This window comes from Pseudoduganella aquatica (assembly GCF_009857595.1).
Classification (GTDB): domain Bacteria; phylum Pseudomonadota; class Gammaproteobacteria; order Burkholderiales; family Burkholderiaceae_D; genus Rugamonas; species Rugamonas aquatica_A.
The window spans coordinates 97,064-112,733 of sequence record NZ_WWCU01000002.1; the positions used below are offsets into that span (position 1 = coordinate 97,064).

Annotated in this window: 9 protein-coding genes; 7 read left to right on the plus strand and 2 right to left on the minus strand. The window is 64.3% G+C overall.

Translation table 11 applies throughout. The annotated features are described in order from the left end of the window. Positions 1-50 precede the first annotated feature (50 nt). The 5 genes from GTP77_RS02345 to GTP77_RS02365 all read left to right on the plus strand — a co-directional run bounded on the left by GTP77_RS02345 (position 51) and on the right by GTP77_RS02365 (position 9,985). Positions 51-2,828 carry a type VI secretion system Vgr family protein gene (locus GTP77_RS02345; protein WP_371869312.1) on the plus strand — a complete coding sequence of 926 codons (2,778 nt, stop codon included), beginning with the start codon at positions 51-53 and terminating at the stop codon, positions 2,826-2,828. A 4-nt stretch (positions 2,829-2,832) separates the two neighbouring features. Beyond that, a complete protein-coding gene (locus GTP77_RS02350) occupies positions 2,833-4,497 on the plus strand; it encodes an esterase/lipase family protein (RefSeq protein WP_161070564.1) in 1,665 nt (554 codons plus the stop codon). After that, positions 4,494-5,555 carry a T6SS immunity protein Tli4 family protein gene (locus GTP77_RS02355; protein ID WP_161070565.1) on the plus strand — a complete coding sequence of 354 codons (1,062 nt, stop codon included), beginning with the start codon at positions 4,494-4,496 and terminating at the stop codon, positions 5,553-5,555. The genes GTP77_RS02350 and GTP77_RS02355 overlap by 4 nt, the downstream gene beginning before the upstream one ends. A gap of 99 nt (positions 5,556-5,654) precedes the next feature. Further along, positions 5,655-8,945: a DUF8487 domain-containing protein gene (locus tag GTP77_RS02360; RefSeq protein ID WP_161070566.1), complete on the plus strand. Its 3,291-nt coding sequence runs from the start codon at positions 5,655-5,657 to the stop codon at positions 8,943-8,945. Positions 8,946-9,004: 59 nt separating this feature from the next. Further along, positions 9,005-9,985, plus strand: a complete 981-nt coding sequence (locus tag GTP77_RS02365) for a sensor domain-containing diguanylate cyclase (protein WP_161070567.1) — start codon at positions 9,005-9,007, stop codon at positions 9,983-9,985. A 21-nt stretch (positions 9,986-10,006) separates the two neighbouring features. On the opposite strand, the gene GTP77_RS02370 is transcribed toward GTP77_RS02365, so the two are convergent. After that, complete coding sequence (locus GTP77_RS02370; protein WP_161070568.1) at positions 10,007-10,240, minus strand: HlyU family transcriptional regulator; 234 nt, start codon at positions 10,238-10,240, stop codon at positions 10,007-10,009. A gap of 86 nt (positions 10,241-10,326) precedes the next feature. Next, positions 10,327-13,056 (minus strand): XrtA/PEP-CTERM system TPR-repeat protein PrsT, encoded by a 2,730-nt coding sequence (prsT, locus tag GTP77_RS02375; protein WP_161070569.1) that lies wholly within the window; start codon positions 13,054-13,056, stop codon positions 10,327-10,329. A gap of 255 nt (positions 13,057-13,311) precedes the next feature. Here prsT and GTP77_RS02380 point away from each other — a divergent pair, with 255 nt between their 5' ends. Both GTP77_RS02380 and GTP77_RS02385 read left to right on the plus strand, forming a co-directional pair. Continuing rightward, a complete protein-coding gene (locus GTP77_RS02380) occupies positions 13,312-14,124 on the plus strand; it encodes a hypothetical protein (protein WP_161070570.1) in 813 nt (270 codons plus the stop codon). Between the two features lie 82 nt (positions 14,125-14,206). Continuing rightward, complete coding sequence (locus tag GTP77_RS02385; RefSeq protein ID WP_161070571.1) at positions 14,207-15,655, plus strand: SulP family inorganic anion transporter; 1,449 nt, start codon at positions 14,207-14,209, stop codon at positions 15,653-15,655. Positions 15,656-15,670 lie beyond the last annotated feature (15 nt).

The following is a 15,670-nucleotide window of genomic DNA, read 5'->3' on the forward strand; positions in this document are numbered from 1 at the left end:
CGGGGTGAGCAGTGCCATCATCGCCGAACCCCTAGCCCCGAGGAGCCCCAGTGGAAAGCGATCTGCTTGACTTCCTGGTCCAGCCCAAGGACCTCATCACCACCAACCGCCCTTTGCGCCTGCGCCTGGACTGCTCGACCCAGCTCTCCGACGACATGCTGCTGCCGCAGCGCGTGTACGGCGCCGAAAGCATCTGCGGCGGACTCGAATACCGCATCCTGTGCGTCTCCGCGCGCGCACAGCTCCCGCTCAAGGAATTCATCGGCTTGCCCGCCGCGCTGGACTTCGTCACCGACCGGGGAGGCCTGCGCAGCATCTGCGGCATTATCACCGAGATTGCCGCCGGCGACAGCGACGGCGGCCTGGCCAGCTACCAGCTGGTGCTGCGCGACGCGCTCTCCATCATGGACAAGCGCACCAACACCCGCGTGTTCCGCAACAAGGACGAAGTGGAAATCGTCCAGCTGATCCTGGACGAATGGCGGCTGGGGAACCGCATCGTCGGCATCTGCTTTCAGCACGAACTGGCCGACTTCTTCGACACCATCCGCTACCCCAAGCGTGAATTCACCATGCAGCACAACGAGTCCGACGGCGCCTTCATCCGCCGCCTGCTCAAGCGGCGCGGCATCGCCTGGTACTTCCGCGCCGATCACGGCCAGAAAGCCCTGTTCCACACCATGGTGCTGCTCAACCGCCCCGACAGCGTGCGCCAAAACGCCGCCGGCGCCGTGCGCTACCACCGCGACAGCGCCACCGAGGAGCGCGACAGCATCACCTCCTGGAGCGCGGTGCGCACGCTGCGGCCGGGCAGCACCGCCACCCACAGCTGGAACTACCGCAACCCGCTCGGCGTGCACTTCATGAGCGTGGCCGCGCTTGGGGAGGCCGACCAGGGCAGCAGCGGCCGCTGGATGGCCGCCAGCATGGACGACTACCAGGTGCTGCCGCCGCACGCCGGCGACGACCATGAAGACCTGTTCAAACTTGGCCAGCTGCGCATGCAGCGCCACGACTACGAAACCAAGTGCTTCCACGCCGAAGGCAGCGTGCGCGACCTGTGCGTGGGCGAGTACTTCACGCTCGAAGGCCACCCTGAGATCAGCAGCCACGCCGCAGAGGAGCGCGACTTCACCGTCACCGCGCTGCAGGTGACCGCGCAGAACAACCTGCCCAAAGCGCTGGCCGCACGCGTGGAACGCCTGTTCGCCCGCAACCGCTGGATGCGCAAGGACGCGGAAGGCGCGCACGATGCGCAGCTGCACCAGGAGCTGGCCGGGCATGTGGCCGAAGGCAGCTCGCGCATGCACATCCAGTTCACCGCCGTGCGGCGCGGCGTCCCCATCGTGCCCGCCTACCACCCGCGCACCGAGCTGCCGCAGCCGCAGATGCAAAGCGCCATCGTGATCGGCCCGGAAGGCGAGGAAGTGCACTGCGACGAGATGGGCCGCGTAAAAATCCGCTTCCCCGGCACCCGCGCGCAGGACCACGGCGACCGCGGCCTGGCCGGCACCGCCAACGACGAATGCGACTCGGCCTGGGTCCGCGTTGCCTCCAACTGGGCCGGCAACGGACCCGGCCACCAAAGCCAGTGCGGCACCCTGGGTCTGCCGCGTATCGGCAGCGAGGTGCTGGTGTCCTTCCTCGGCGGCGATCCGGACAAGCCGGTGATTGTGGGCCAGCTCTACAACCAGGAAGGCCTACCGCCCGCGCTGAGCACGATGGATGGGCTGCCCGGCAACAAGCACCTGTCCGGCATCAAAAGCCGCGAAATCAAAGGCGCCCGCGCCAACCAGTTGCGGCTGGATGACACGACTGGCCAGATCAGCGCGCAGCTGGCCAGCGATCATGGTCGCACGGAACTGAATCTTGGCTACCTCACTCAGCCGAAGATAGGCGGTTATGGCGAATGTCGAGGCGAGGGAGGCGAACTGCGTAGTAACCAGGCAATTGCAGTGCGTGGCAAGAACGGCCTGTTGTTGAGTGCCGCAGCGAGCGATAAGGATGAACAGCTGGACCGGTCAGAGATGCTCGGTATGCTGGATATTCTCAACAGCATATCCGCACAATTGGCCTCGTTGGCACAAACGCATTCGCTAGACGATGCAGATGGCGGTGAGCTGGCGAAGCTAAATGACAAGCTGAAAGGATGGTCCCCCGTCTCCGGGAATCATTCCGTTATCGCCGCAAGTGCACCGGATGGCATGGCACTGATTAGCAGCGAAAGCATCGCCCTTGGTGCTCAGACAAAGCTGGATCTGTTGTGTCAAGGTGAAGCGCAAATCGCATCAGGCAAAAGCATCTTCGCGCGTGCGGCGCAAGGCCTGAGCTTGTTTGCTCACAAACTTGGCGTCAAGCTCATTGCAGCCAGCGGCAATGTCCTCGTCCAGGCACACCAAGGCGATATCAATCTGACCGCAACTGGCCGAATCAAGATCACGGCGGGCGAGGGCGTGGAAATCGTGGGGCCGGAAGTCAAGATCGCGACCAAGGGAGCCCAAGCAGATTTCGGCGGCGGCTCTATTACAGAACAATGCAGCGGTACCCACACCGTCAAATCTGCAAAATTCGAGTACACCAATGGCGGTGATGGCAGTGTCGATGAATTGAAATTTCCGAGCACGAGGCTTGAAACAGACGAACGCATAGTTCTTCATCATTCTCAAACCGGCAAGCCTGTAGTGGGCCGTCGCTATACCCTAACGCTGGCGGACGGAAGCAGTGTCGACGGCGTTACCGACGAGCAGGGTAGAACCGAACTGGTGAACAGCGACGACCTTGGCGATATCGAAGTCATTATCCATCCCGAGGATGAGCAAGGAGACTAGACACATGGCTGCCGTTCCCGAACCAACACGCCCTTTGACCAACGTCCGTCACGAAAGCGACGGGACCATCCGCGCCACCGCTGCCTTATCGCCAAAGAGTTGCAACACGCGCGCCAGTATTGTCGTGCCGCCAACCAAAGTGATTCCGGTGATTTTCGTTCCCGGAATTATGGGGAGCAATTTGTGTGCGACACGGGATCCCCAAAAAACGCCGAACAAAGTGCTCGATCCTGGGGAAGCTGCATGGCGCCCACCGAATGGGGTTGATGAGGGATTGAGCGAAGCAAGAAAATGGCAGCGACGCGACCCGGCAAAGCGGCAGTCGGTACTAGATGCGGCGACGTTGGACGTTGATGGTGGCGGCTTGATAAAAGTGGCGATTAATTCCCGCACTGGTGCTGCGCTACTTAGCCCAGAGGAGGCAAGGAGACGCGGCTGGGGAGAAGTACACTGGAGCAGCTACGGGACAGTGCTATGTACGCTTCAAGAGAGGCTAAACGCTACGTTCCAGGATTTGTGGGGCCACGTGTCGCACGACGGCCATTGGCGACGCATAAACGTATCCAATCCGGAAAACGGCGAAGATGTGAATAGCGCCGAGTTGAACGAAATTTCTCCATGCGAGCTGCAGAAGTTCGCTGAGTATCACTACCCGGTATATGCCTTTGGCTACAACTGGCTGCAATCCAATGAGCAATCCGCCAACTCTCTTCGTCAGCGCATCGAAGACATTATTGCATCGTGGGCAAACGCAAAGCGCAAATGCACATCGGTCATCCTGGTGACGCATTCGATGGGCGGTTTGGTTGCCCGTGCATGCGCCAAAGCGATCCCCAGCAAGATCGTCGGTGTTATCCACGGGGCTATGCCGGCACTGGGCGCCCCAGTCTGCTATCGGCGCATAGCCTGCGGCACTGAAACGTCGCATCCCGGCAAAGGGAAGCTGGAAAATGCCGCTGCTGAGAAGTTTGCCGACATCGCAGGCCGTCGACCCGAGGACACTACTGCTGTCATGGCAATGTCTGCCGGTGCGTTGGAACTGCTGCCCAACCACCTTTATCCCGAGCGTTGGCTGTTTGCTGCCGTGAAGTCTGGTGATAGCGCAAAGCCTGACGACTATTTGGAACTACCGAAAGGCAATCCGTATGAGATGTATCGCGATATGTCGTCTTGGTATCGGGTCATCAATCCGGACTTGGCGGATCCTGCGAACAACTGTTCGGGTGAGGTGAATGCAAGAATTGACGAAGCGGTACTGCAGGCTGAACGCTTTCACACTGAAGTGCTGGGTTCTTATTACCACCCCAATACCTTCGCATTTTACGGCGATGACGTTCAGCAGCAATCAGTAAGCGGTTGTCGCTGGCTTGCCAGTACTTTGCAAGGCACGCTTAGCCGTGAGCTGCTAGCGAAAGGGAAATACCTAAGCCATGTGGCGAGCGGAGCTCGGAATGTCGCTCTGGCTGGCGGCGCCACTTTGAATTTCTCTCTTAACGAGCAGTACGCAGCCGGTGATGGCACCGTGCCACGGCTTTCAGGCGCCGGTCCCTCCGGCAAAGTCCTGCGCCTGTTTCAGACACAGGGTTATGACCATCAAGGCAGCTACAACAATACGGACATCCTCTACTTGACCCAGCACTTGATCGCGAAGCTAGTGCAAAAGATATGAGCACGCAGCCAGGACGCTCTTTGGGAAGCCGGCTCAAGCTGGTCTGGATTGTGCTGAGCCTTTTAGGCGGTGTTTGGCTAGTCAGGATCATTCAGGAGAATCATATGAAGGCACGAATAGCCGAGATGCCAACCAAGACTGTCTGTGTCGGGCGCTTTCTTATTGACGTACCCAAGCAGGCCATCATCTCATTCGGTAGAACTCGCTTGGCTGGCTGGCGCATATCGGTTGACTACGATGAAACCGAAAGTGCGTTCAAAACTCAGTTACTGGAAAAGGAAAAAGAGCTGCGAGGGCAGAAAAACATGAAGGGCTGGGAAAGCCTGGAATCTGTCACAGAAATTGAGACGGCTGGTGTCAGCGGCAAAGTGCTGGTTTTCAATCGAAAGTGGGCACACCATTACGAGTTCGGGGAGCGGGTCGAAACGACTTCGGCAGCAATACTGGGGTTCGCGAGAACACAAGGGGTGAGCTTCCAGTTTCGCGCCGACTATAGGGACACCAAGAATGTTCCAGGACTGGTCCAGATTTTTAAACAACTTCGTACACGTGATGGAAACAAGATACCAACCGAGCCCGGTTTCTGTTTTGAAAATAGCTTGATTGCCGACCCGCTCATGGCGAGCCAGAGTGAATCCACGGTGATGTTCGCCGGCTTGCCGGGCCATCCCGACCTTGCTATCGCGCTTAGTACTACGGCTGGACTGAAAATCGACCGGACATTGTTGCAGCGTGACGCGGACGGCAACTTCAGGCAGGACTATAGTTCAGCGATTCACAACTTTCGCCTGGGTGAGCGCACGGTGAATGGTTTTGGCGGTCAGGAGCTCATGGACCGTGTCCGGGAGCGCAGCGGCGTTACCGGTCACGATTTTGAATGGGAAGCATACAGCAAGAAGGACAGCGTCTTTACGCCTAAGATATCACTGGAAATGAGCACCGGCCACGGGCGCCCCGGCGGACCAGTTCAATCCAGCCTGTCCGACGTCGAAGCCATCGCATTATGGGACAAGATGCTGTCAAGCTTGCGGCTGCGCCCGACCGCACCCAGCAACTGATCGGATTTGGCCGGACAAACACTCACGAGGATGCGCAAACGGCGGCGGGGGATTGAGACATAATCGGCTCCATCCCATCGTCCGTCTGCAAGGTATCCCGTGGCCCGAATTTCCCCCTCCATCCTGATCGCGGCGTGCTGGCTGGCCGCCGCCAACCTCCATGCCGCCGAAGTGCGCGACTTGTCCGGCCAGTGGCGCTTCGCCATGGACCGCGCCGACGAGGGTGTGGCCCAGGGCTGGTACGGGCGCGACCTGGCCGGCAAGGTCGCCATCCCCGGCATCTTGCAGGCGCAGGGGCAGGGCGACGAGATCACGGCCAAGACGCCGTGGGTGCTGTCCCTGTACGACAAGAACTGGGACCAGCGCGAGGACTACAAGCAGCACACCGAGCCGGGCAAGGTGAAAGTGCCTTTCCTGTCCCAGCCGCCGCGCCACTACCTTGGCGCGGCCTGGTATCAGCGCGACGTGGACGTGCCCGCGTCCTGGCGCGGCAAGCGCGTGTCGCTGTTCCTGGAGCGGCCGCGCTGGGGCTCCACCGCCTGGGTGGACGACAAAAAGGTAGGCTCCAACCTCAGCCTGGTGGCCGAGCACGAATACGACCTGGGCCTGCTGGCGCCGGGCAAGCACCGCGTATCCATCCGCGTGGACAACCGCATGCTGATGGCCTACCGGCCGGATGCGCACAGCGTGTCCGACTCGCTGGGCATGAGCTGGAACGGCATTATCGGCAAGGTGGAGCTGCGCGCTACGTCGCCCGTGTGGCTGGACGACGCGCAGGCCTACCCCAATGTGCAGGACAAGTCGGTGTTGCTGAAGGTCCGCATCGGCAATGCGGCCGGGCGCGCCGGCAGCGGCGTGCTGACGGCGAACGGCGTGGCGCACCAGGTCAGCTGGGGCGAGGGCGGGGGCATCGCCGAGATCAAAGTGCAGTTCCCGGCCGGCGCGCAGACCTGGGACGAGTTCCACCCCGCGCTGCACAAGATCAAGCTGCGGCTGAAAGGCGCGCAGGCGGACGACGCGCGCGAAGTGCGCTTCGGCTTCGCACAGATCGCCGCGCGCGGCAAGGACTTCGTGCTCAACGGCCGCACCCTGCTGCTGCGGGGCACCCACCACGGCGGCGACTTCCCGCTCACCGGCTATCCGCCCACCGACGTGGCCTACTGGCGCAAGATCTTCCAGATCAATAAGGACTGGGGCATCAACCATATCCGCTTCCACTCCTTCTGCCCGCCCGAAGCGGCCTTCCAGGCGGCCGATGAACTGGGCATGTATCTGCAGCCGGAACCGGGCATGTGGAACGAGGTCTCGCCCGGCACCGCCATGGACAAGATGCTGTACGAGGAAACCGAGAGGATCATCCGCGCCTACGGCAACCATCCGTCCTTTGTGCTGCTCAGCCCCGGCAATGAACCCAAGGGCCGCTGGAAGGAAGCGTTCGACCAGTGGATAGCGCACTACCGCGTGGCCGATCCGCGCCGCCTGTATTCCAACGGCACCGGCCACACCGAGAAGGAAGTGCCGGGCCTGGGCGAGGGCACGGACTTCCTGGCCATGCAGCGCATCGGCCCCAAGCCGCTGCGCGGCAACAAGGGCTGGTTCGGCAAGGACTACGGCGATTCGCTGGCCGAGATCCATGTGCCGGTGGTGTCGCACGAAACGGGGCAGTGGGTGGCTTACCCGGACTTCAGCGTGATCGGCAAATTCAAGGGCTACCTCCAGCCGGGCAACTACGAGATCTTCCGCGACTCGCTGGCGAAGCACGGCATGGCCCACCGCAACAAGGACTTCGCCTACGCCTCCGGCAAATTCCAGCTGAACAGCTATAAAGAGGACATCGAGGCCAATCTGCGCACGCCCGGCATGATGGGCTACCAGCTGCTGGACCTGCACGACTACCTGGGCCAGGGCACTGCGCTGGTGGGCCTGCTGGACACCTTCTGGGAACCCAAGGGCTACGTCACGGCCAAGGAATTCCGCCGCTTCAACGGCCAGACCGTGCCGCTGGCGCGCGTGATGAAGCGGGTCTACACCAGCAATGAAACGCTGACGGCGGACGTGGAGATCGCCCACTTCGGCGAGAAGGCGCTGGCCAATGCCCGGCCGTACTGGAAGCTGGTGGACCCGGCCGGCAAGGTGGCCGCCGGCGGCGACTTCCCGGCGCAGGCCATCGCCATCGGCAAGAATATCAAGCTTGGCACGGTGACGGCGGCGCTGTCCGCGCTGCCGGCACCCCAGGCCTACAAGCTGGTGGTGGGGCTGCGCGGCATGGAGGTGGAAAACGACTGGAATATCTGGGTTTATCCGGCCGCAGCCCCTGCTGCCGAGAGTGCGCAGGGCGGCGTGCTGGTGACGCACAGCTGGCCGGCGGCTGAAGCCAGCCTGGCGGCGGGGGGCAAGGTGCTCTACCTACCGCTGGCGGCGGACCTGGACTGGAATTCGCCCCCGCTGGACGCGGTGCCTGTGTTCTGGAACCGCCTGATGAGCCCCGCCTGGGGCCGCATGCTGGGCGTGTGGGTGGACCACCGCCATCCGGCGCTGGCGCAGTTCCCCACCGAGTCCTTCAACGACTGGCAGTGGAACGAGCTGGTGGCCGGCACCCGCGCGCTGAACCTGGACCGCCTGCCGTCCGGCCTGCAGCCCATCGTGCAGCCGGTGGACGACTGGAACCGCAACTTCAAGCTGGGCCTGCTGTTCGAGGCGCAGGTGGGCCAGGGCAGGCTGATGGTGGCCAGCACCGACCTGGAGCGCGACCTGGACCGCCGCGTGGTGGCGCGCCAGCTGCGCAAATCGCTGCTGGACTATATGGCCGGCGGCGGCTTCAAGCCGCAGGCCGTGCTGACGGCGGCGCAGCTGCGCTCGGTGCTGTTCGACACCCAGGTGATGAAGAAGCTGGACGCCAAGGCGGCGGGCGGGCGCGACGCGGCCAATGCCATCGACGGCGATCCGAACACCTTCTGGACGGGGGACGGCAAGAACGGCGCGCCGCGCGAGCTGGCGCTGGCCTTCCCGCAGCCGGTATCCTTCACCGGCCTGGTGCTGCTGCCGCGCCAGAACCACCGCGACCATGAGGGCGACGTGCGCGAGTACGTCGTCCACGCCAGCGACGACGGCGAAAACTGGCGCGAACTCAAGCGCGGCACGCTGGTGTCCACCTTCGAGCAGCAGGCCATCGATTTCGGCCAGGCGGTGACGGCGCGCCACCTGCGCTTCACGGCCCTGTCCGGCTTCGGCAGCGACACGTCCAGCGCCGTGGCCGAGCTGGCGCTGCGCTACACCGGCCCGGCGCTGCCGGAAAACGCCGGTCCGCTGACCTACAAGCGCGTGAGGTCGGCCTCCAGCGACATCGACGAGAACCTGCCGGCCGAGGAGAAGAAGAAACCGGCGCGTTAGCTTAGAAATTGTTGTGGCCGGATGGCATTTTCGCTAGGATGGGGAAAAGAGGAGGGATCATGCTAGCGCCTGCCATGCCTGTGAATGAAGCGACGCGCGTCGCCACGCTCAACGCGCTGCCCTTGCTCGACGCCTGCCCCGAGGAGCGCTTCGACCGCCTGACCCGGCTGGCCAAGCGATTGTTCCAGGTGCCGGTGGCCAAGGTGACGCTGGTGGCGTCGGACGCGGTGTACACGCTGTCCTGTTCCGGCCAGCTGGGCGCGCCGGTGCCGCGCGAAGTGTCGTTTTGCGGCCACGCCATCCTCGGCGACGACATCCTGATGGTGCCGGACGCGCGCCTGGACGCGCGCTTCCACGACAGCCCGCTGGTGCAGGGCGAACCCCATGTGCGCTTCTACGCCGGCTGTCCGTTGTTCGCGCCCAACGGCGCCAAGCTCGGCACGCTGTGCCTGATCGACCACGTGCCGCGCACCATGGGCGAGGAGGATATTGCTCTACTGCATGATCTGGCCACGATGGTGCAACAGGAGATGGCGGCGGTGCAGATGGCCACCATGGACGACCTGACCAAGCTGTCCAACCGGCGCGGCTTTGAAATGCTGGCGCAGCAGGCCATCAATGTGTGCCTGCGCATGAAGAAGGCGGCCTCGCTGCTGTTCTTCGACCTGAACCAGTTCAAGCAAATCAACGACACGCGCGGCCATGCCGAAGGCGACCACGCGCTGGTGGCGTTTGCCGATGTGCTGCGCCACGTGTTCCGGAACAGCGACCTGATCGGCCGCCTGGGCGGGGACGAGTTCGTCACCCTGCTGCTGGACGTGAACCGGAGCGACACCCGGGCCGCCATCGAGCGGCTGCGCGTGGCGCTGGAACTGCACAACGCCGAGGAGCAGCGCGGCTACGACATCTGCTTCAGCGTGGGCCAGGTCGATTTCGATCCGCAGCGGCACGACACCATCGCCCGCATGCTGGCCGACGGCGACGCCGAGATGTACCGCAACAAGGCGGAGATGCGGGCGCAGCGCCTGCCGCCGCAGTAGGGGCCGGGCAGTCCGGCGGCCTCAGGCGAAGCAGGAGCCCCAGCCGCGCTGGATTTCCTGCTTGGCGTAGCGGATGGCGGCGTCGACCGCCAGGGCGCTGTCGGCAAAGGCGTCCGCGCGCGGCGTGCTCCAGGATGTCTTTCGGTTGCCGCGAGAGATGCGGCATTGCGGCCGCCACAGCGTTCCCATCTTCACGGCGGTTGCTTCGATCATGAAGTTGCGGAAAGTGGCGTGCTGTATGGTTCCGGTTTTCATGGTGTTCTCCCTGTAGGACAACATCATCGCCCGGCGGCGGCCGGCGCGTCGGTGCGCAAGCGCACGAAGGCGGCTTAGTCCATGCGCTAGTCCATGCGCTTGAGCATGGCGCGCACCTCGTCGGCCTGGGCGAATTGCATATCGCCAGCCATCAGGTGCTGCAGCTCCTTGCGCGCGCCGTCCTTGTTGCCGGTCTTGTACAGCGCCACCGCCACGTGGTAGCGGATGTCGCGCGCCTGCGGCGCCAGCGCGCTGGCTTTCTGCAGGATGGCCAGGCCGCGGCCGGCGTCGTCCGGATGCTGGTCCACCAGTATCCAGCCCAGCGTGTCCATCACCGCCGGCTTGTTGCCGGCCAGCTGGAAGGCCTGCTCGGCGGTGGGCAGCGCGCGCTCGTCCTTGAGCTGCTGGTAGGTCCAGGCCTGGTTGTTGAGCGCCTGGATGTTCTTCGGCTCCAGCTTGAGCACGCTTTCCAGCTGATGCGCCGCCTGCGGGTACTGCTTGTCCGCCATCAGCGTTTCGGCGCGGAACAGCAGCACGCGCACGTCCTTGGGATGCTGCTGCAGCCATTGCGCCAGGCGCGCTTCGCCGTCCGGCTTGCGTCCGGCCATGCGCATGCCGTGCACGGTCTTGACCAGCAGCTCGCTGCTTTTGGCGTTGGCCCAGGCCTGCTCGTAGGCGGGCAGGGCCTGCGCGTAGCGGTTCTGGCTGACCAGCACGTCGCCCTCCAGCTGGAAGCCGGCCGCCGCCTTCGGATACTGGCGCTGCAGCTGGCGCGCCATCAGCACGGCCAGCTCATGCTGCCCGTTGCGCACGTACAGCTCGGCCTGCGCCACCTGCGCGGCCGGGAAGTCCGGCTGCATGGCCAGCGCGGTTTTCAGCTGGTCCTCGGCCGCCGCCGTGTTCTTGAGCAGCATGTGCAGCGCCGCCACCTGCATGTGGACGGAAGCCGAACGCGGCAGCGCCGCGGCCAGCTTCTTGTAGGTCTCCAGCGCCCCCACCAGCTCGCCGCTGGCGATCTGGCTCTTGCCCAGCAGGTCCAGCAGGTCCGGGTCGCTCGGGTTGCCCACCTGGACCTTGCGCGCCAGCGAAATGGCCTTCTGCTTGTCGCCGGTCTGCAGGTAGTGCGACAGCAGGCGCACCGAGGGCGCCACGGCGTCCGGGTAGGCCGCGCTGCCCTGTTCCAGCCAGTAGGTGGTTTCTTCCTTGTTGCCGGTGCTGGCGGCCAGCGCGGCCAGCGCGGTCATGGTTTCCAGGCTGTTCTTGTTCTTGGCCAGGAAGTCCTTCAGATGCCGGCGCGCGGCGTCCGGCTGCTTTTCGGCCACGTCCAGCTGCGCCAGGTTGGCCACGGCGGGGTAGTAGGCAGGGTCCAGCTGCAAGGCCTTTTCAAAGCAGGCGCGGGCGCGCGCCGCGTCCTGCTTGCCCAGATAGACCAGGCCTTTCAGTTCCTGCACGGCGGCCACGGCCGGATTGGCCTGCTCCAGCGCCAGCACGGCGGTATAAGCCTGCTCATAGCGGTGCAGGCCCAGCTCGGTGCGCACCAGCGACATGCCGGCGTACTGCGACTTGGCGTCCAGCCGGGTGGCGTGCTGCAGGTCGTTCAGGGCCTGGTCGCGCTCGCCCTTGCCCAGTTTGCTCAAGCCCAGCTGGGTGCGCAGATTGGCGGCCTTGGGATCGAGCTCGCTGGCCTTGGCGTAATACTCCTTGGCCTTGCTGAAATCGCGGATCTGCATATAGGACTCGCCGGCCAGGGCCAGCAGTTGAACGTCCTGCTGGCTGTCCTTGATGATGGGCGCCAGCACATTGAGCGCGTCCGGCGACTGGCCGGTGCGCAGCAGGGTGCTTGCCAGCATCTTGCGCGCATACACATTTTCCGGGTGCGCCTTCAGGTAGACGCGCAAATGCTTTTCGGCCGAGGGCAGCAGGTTCAGGCTGAAGTCGGCCGCGCCGGCCAGCAGCACGCTGGGCATGTGCTCGGGCGCCGAGTTCAGCACCGTTTCCAGGCCTTCCTTGGCGGCCGAGTGCTTGCCTTGCGAGAAGTCCAGCAGGGCCTGGGTATAAGTCACCAGCAGGCTGTTGGGCGTGGTCTCGGCGGCGGCGGTCAAGTCGGCCTGGGCTTCGGCGAACTTGCCGATGGCGATTTGCAGGTAGGCTTTTTCCACGTGGGCAGTGCGGTGCTGGGGGAAGACCTTCAGCGCCTTGTCATACATGGCCAGCGCCGGCTCGTACTGGTGCTGGGCGCGCAGCAGGTCGCCCATGAACATCAGCGCCTCGGTGCTGTTCGGGGCCGCAGCCAATGCCTGGTCGGCATAGGCGCGCGCGGGTTCCGGACCCTGCTCCAGGAAGGCCACCCGGCCCAGGCCGATCAGGGCGGCGGAGTAGCCGGGCTGGCGCGCGAGCGCCGCTTCGAACAGCTGCTTGGCCTCGGCGCGGTGGTCCTGGGCCAGGTGGGCGTCGGCGCGCACGCACAGCAGGGCGGCGTTGAGGCCGTCGTCGGCTTGTTCGGTCTCGTCCAGCGCCTTCTTGAACTGGCCCTGCAGCACCAGGGAGCGGCCCAGGATGGGCATGGTGTCGGCGGGGCTGTAGCCGAGGCTGATGGCGCGGCGGATTTCTTTTTCCGCCGACAGCGCTTCGCCGGTTTCAATGTAAAGCTGGGCCAGCGTGAAGCGCGCGACGGCGTCCACCGGATCGCCCTCGACCGCGTTTTTCAGCTCGATGCGGGCCGCTTCCAGGTCGCCTTTCTGGTGGTAGGCCTTGGCGCGCGCCATCAGTTCGGCGGTGGTGTGTTGCTGGCAGGCCGCAAGGCCGGTCAGTAACACGGTAATTAGCGCCAATTTGTTGGTTCGGTGTAACATATATTCCCGCAAAGGTAAAATTAACACGGCGCCGCATGTTGGCATGTTTGCCATTCTCCAGCAATATGGCCGTTGCGGCAACCCGATGGACTGTCGGTATTCTTTACACTTTAGGTCGTGTCAGGCGTTGCGGGGGTACTAAGCACCTGATTTAAAAGGCTTGCGCCAGCATGGCACGAATAATGCTTATAGGAATTACACGTTTCTAAGAGAAATATCATGAATAGATTGTTCACTTCGATGTGCGCCCTGCTGGCGATGCTGGCTGTGCCAGCTGTCCAGGCCGGCACCATCACGGACAACGGCATCAACGATTACTGGGGGTCGAACGCACATGGCGACGGCGATGTGATCGGCGCGGCCATGTACGACATCAGCGGCGCCACCATTACGCGGGTCGGCAGCGTGCTGAAGATTACCATCTCCACCGCCTTCGCCGGCCATGCCGGCGCCGACCCCTGGGCCGACCCGGGTCCGGTAGGCCAGGCCGGCATCGCCTATGGCGACTTGTTCCTGGCCTCGGCCTGGAAGCCGAAAGTCGTGGCGGGCGTGACCAACTACCAGGCAGACAACGCCAGTACCGGCACCAAGTGGGAGTGGGGCTTCAGCCTGGATAACCGCTGGAGCAACACCGGCGGCACCTTCAAGCTGTACACGCTGGGCGGCACCACCAACGCCGAGAACATCCTCAATTCCGAGGATGTGATGAATTGTTCGCAGCCGTGCACCTTCCGCGACGGCCAGGCCGTGCAGGTGAAGACCACGAACTCCACCACCGCCAAAGTGGTGAACGGCGTCACCGGCAGCTGGACCGTCACCCCGGACCAGAAACTGACCTTTACGCTGGACATGACGGGCACCAGCCTGATCAACTTGCAGGCCTTCGCCATGCACTGGGGCGAAACCTGCCAGAACGACGTGATCGAGGGCTTTACCCGCGTGGTGCCGCTGCCCGGCAGCGCTGCGCTGCTGGTGATAGGTTTTGGCGCCATGCTGCTGCGCCGCCGCCAGCAGGGCGTGGCGCGCGCCTAGCGATACCTTCTGTTATACTCGCGGCACCGTATCAGCCCACCTTCGCGTGGGCTGTTTTATTTCCGCCGCCCGCCAGATCCGCATGAACCAGCTCCCCAGCCGCATCCGCACCGACGTCCTCGCCGGTTTGACCACCTCCTTCGCCCTGGTGCCCGAGTGCATCGCCTTCGCCCTGGTGGCGCAGCTCAATCCGCTGATGGGGCTGTATGGCGCCTTCTTTATCTGCACCATCACCGCGCTGTTCGGCGGGCGGCCCGGCATGATCTCGGGCGCGGCCGGCTCGATGGCGGTGGTGATCGTGGCGCTGGTGGCGCAGCACGGCGCGCAGTACCTGCTGGCCACGGTGGTGCTGGGCGGCCTGCTGATGGCGCTGTTCGGCCTGCTGCGCCTGGGCACGCTGATACGCATGGTGCCGCATCCGGTCATGCTGGGCTTCGTCAACGGCCTGGCCATTATCATAGCCGGCGCGCAGCTGGAGCATTTCAAGACCGGCGGCCACTGGCTGCAGGGCGCGCCGATGCTGCTGATGGCGGGCCTGGTGGCGCTGACCATGGCCCTGGTCTGGCTGCTGCCCAGGCTCACCCGCGCTGCGCCGCCGGCGCTGGTGGCGATCGCCGCCGTGGGGCTGCTAAGCGCGCTGCTGGACCTGCCCACCCGCACCTTGGGCGACATGGCCCATATCGCCGGCGGCCTGCCGGCCCTGCACCTGCCCGCCGTGCCGTTCACGCTGGAAACGCTGCGCATCATCCTGCCTTATGCGGTGCTGATGTCGCTGGTCGGCCTGCTGGAAACGCTGCTGACCTTCAACCTCACCGGCGACATCACCGGCACCGAAGGCCAGGCCAACCGAGAATGCGTGGCGCTGGGCGGGGCCAATGTGGTGTCCGGCCTGTTCGGCGGCATGGGCGGCTGCGCCATGATAGGCCAGACCATGATCAACCTCGGCTCGGGCGGGCGCATGCGCCTGTCGGGCGTGGTGGCGGGAGCCATGATGCTGCTGTTCATCCTGTTCCTGTCGCCGTGGATAGAGCGCATACCGCTGGCGGCGCTGGTGGGCGTGATGTTCGTGGTGGCGCAGCAGACTTTCGCGTGGGGCTCGCTGCGCGTGCTGGGCAAGGTGCCGCGCCACGACGCGCTGGTGATCGTGGCCGTCACCGCCATCACGGTGGCCACCGACCTGGCCACGGCTGTGCTGTGCGGCATCGTGATTGCCGCGCTCAGCTTCGCCTGGCAGCATGCGCGCGACATCGGCGCCGATATCGACGACGGCGAACCGGGCGTGCGCAGCTACCGTCCGCGCGGCACGCTGTTCTTCGCGTCCACGGCGCGCTTCCAGGAGTTGTTCGCCCCGGCGGACGACCCGGCACGCGTGGTGCTGGACTGCCGCCACCTGCGCCTGGCCGACCACTCGGCCATCGCCGCGCTGGACGCCTTGCGCGAGCGCTACGCCAAGGCCGGCAAGCGCCTGGAGCTGGTCCACCTGTCCGAACGCTGCAGCGCGCTGCTGCTGCGGGCCGGCGCGGAAGTGTAAAATGCGCCCATTCCA

Excerpts from the sequence above, each read along its gene's own strand:
- GTP77_RS02355 (WP_161070565.1), top strand. The coding sequence starts at position 4,494 with ATGAGCACGCAGCCAGGACGCTCTTTGGGAAGCCGGCTCAAGCTGGTC.
- GTP77_RS02365 (WP_161070567.1), top strand. The coding sequence starts at position 9,005 with ATGCTAGCGCCTGCCATGCCTGTGAATGAAGCGACGCGCGTCGCCACG.
- GTP77_RS02350 (WP_161070564.1), top strand. The coding sequence starts at position 2,833 with ATGGCTGCCGTTCCCGAACCAACACGCCCTTTGACCAACGTCCGTCAC.
- GTP77_RS02380 (WP_161070570.1), top strand. The coding sequence starts at position 13,312 with ATGAATAGATTGTTCACTTCGATGTGCGCCCTGCTGGCGATGCTGGCT.
- GTP77_RS02385 (WP_161070571.1), top strand. The coding sequence starts at position 14,207 with ATGAACCAGCTCCCCAGCCGCATCCGCACCGACGTCCTCGCCGGTTTG.
- GTP77_RS02370 (WP_161070568.1), bottom strand. The coding sequence starts at position 10,240 with ATGAAAACCGGAACCATACAGCACGCCACTTTCCGCAACTTCATGATC.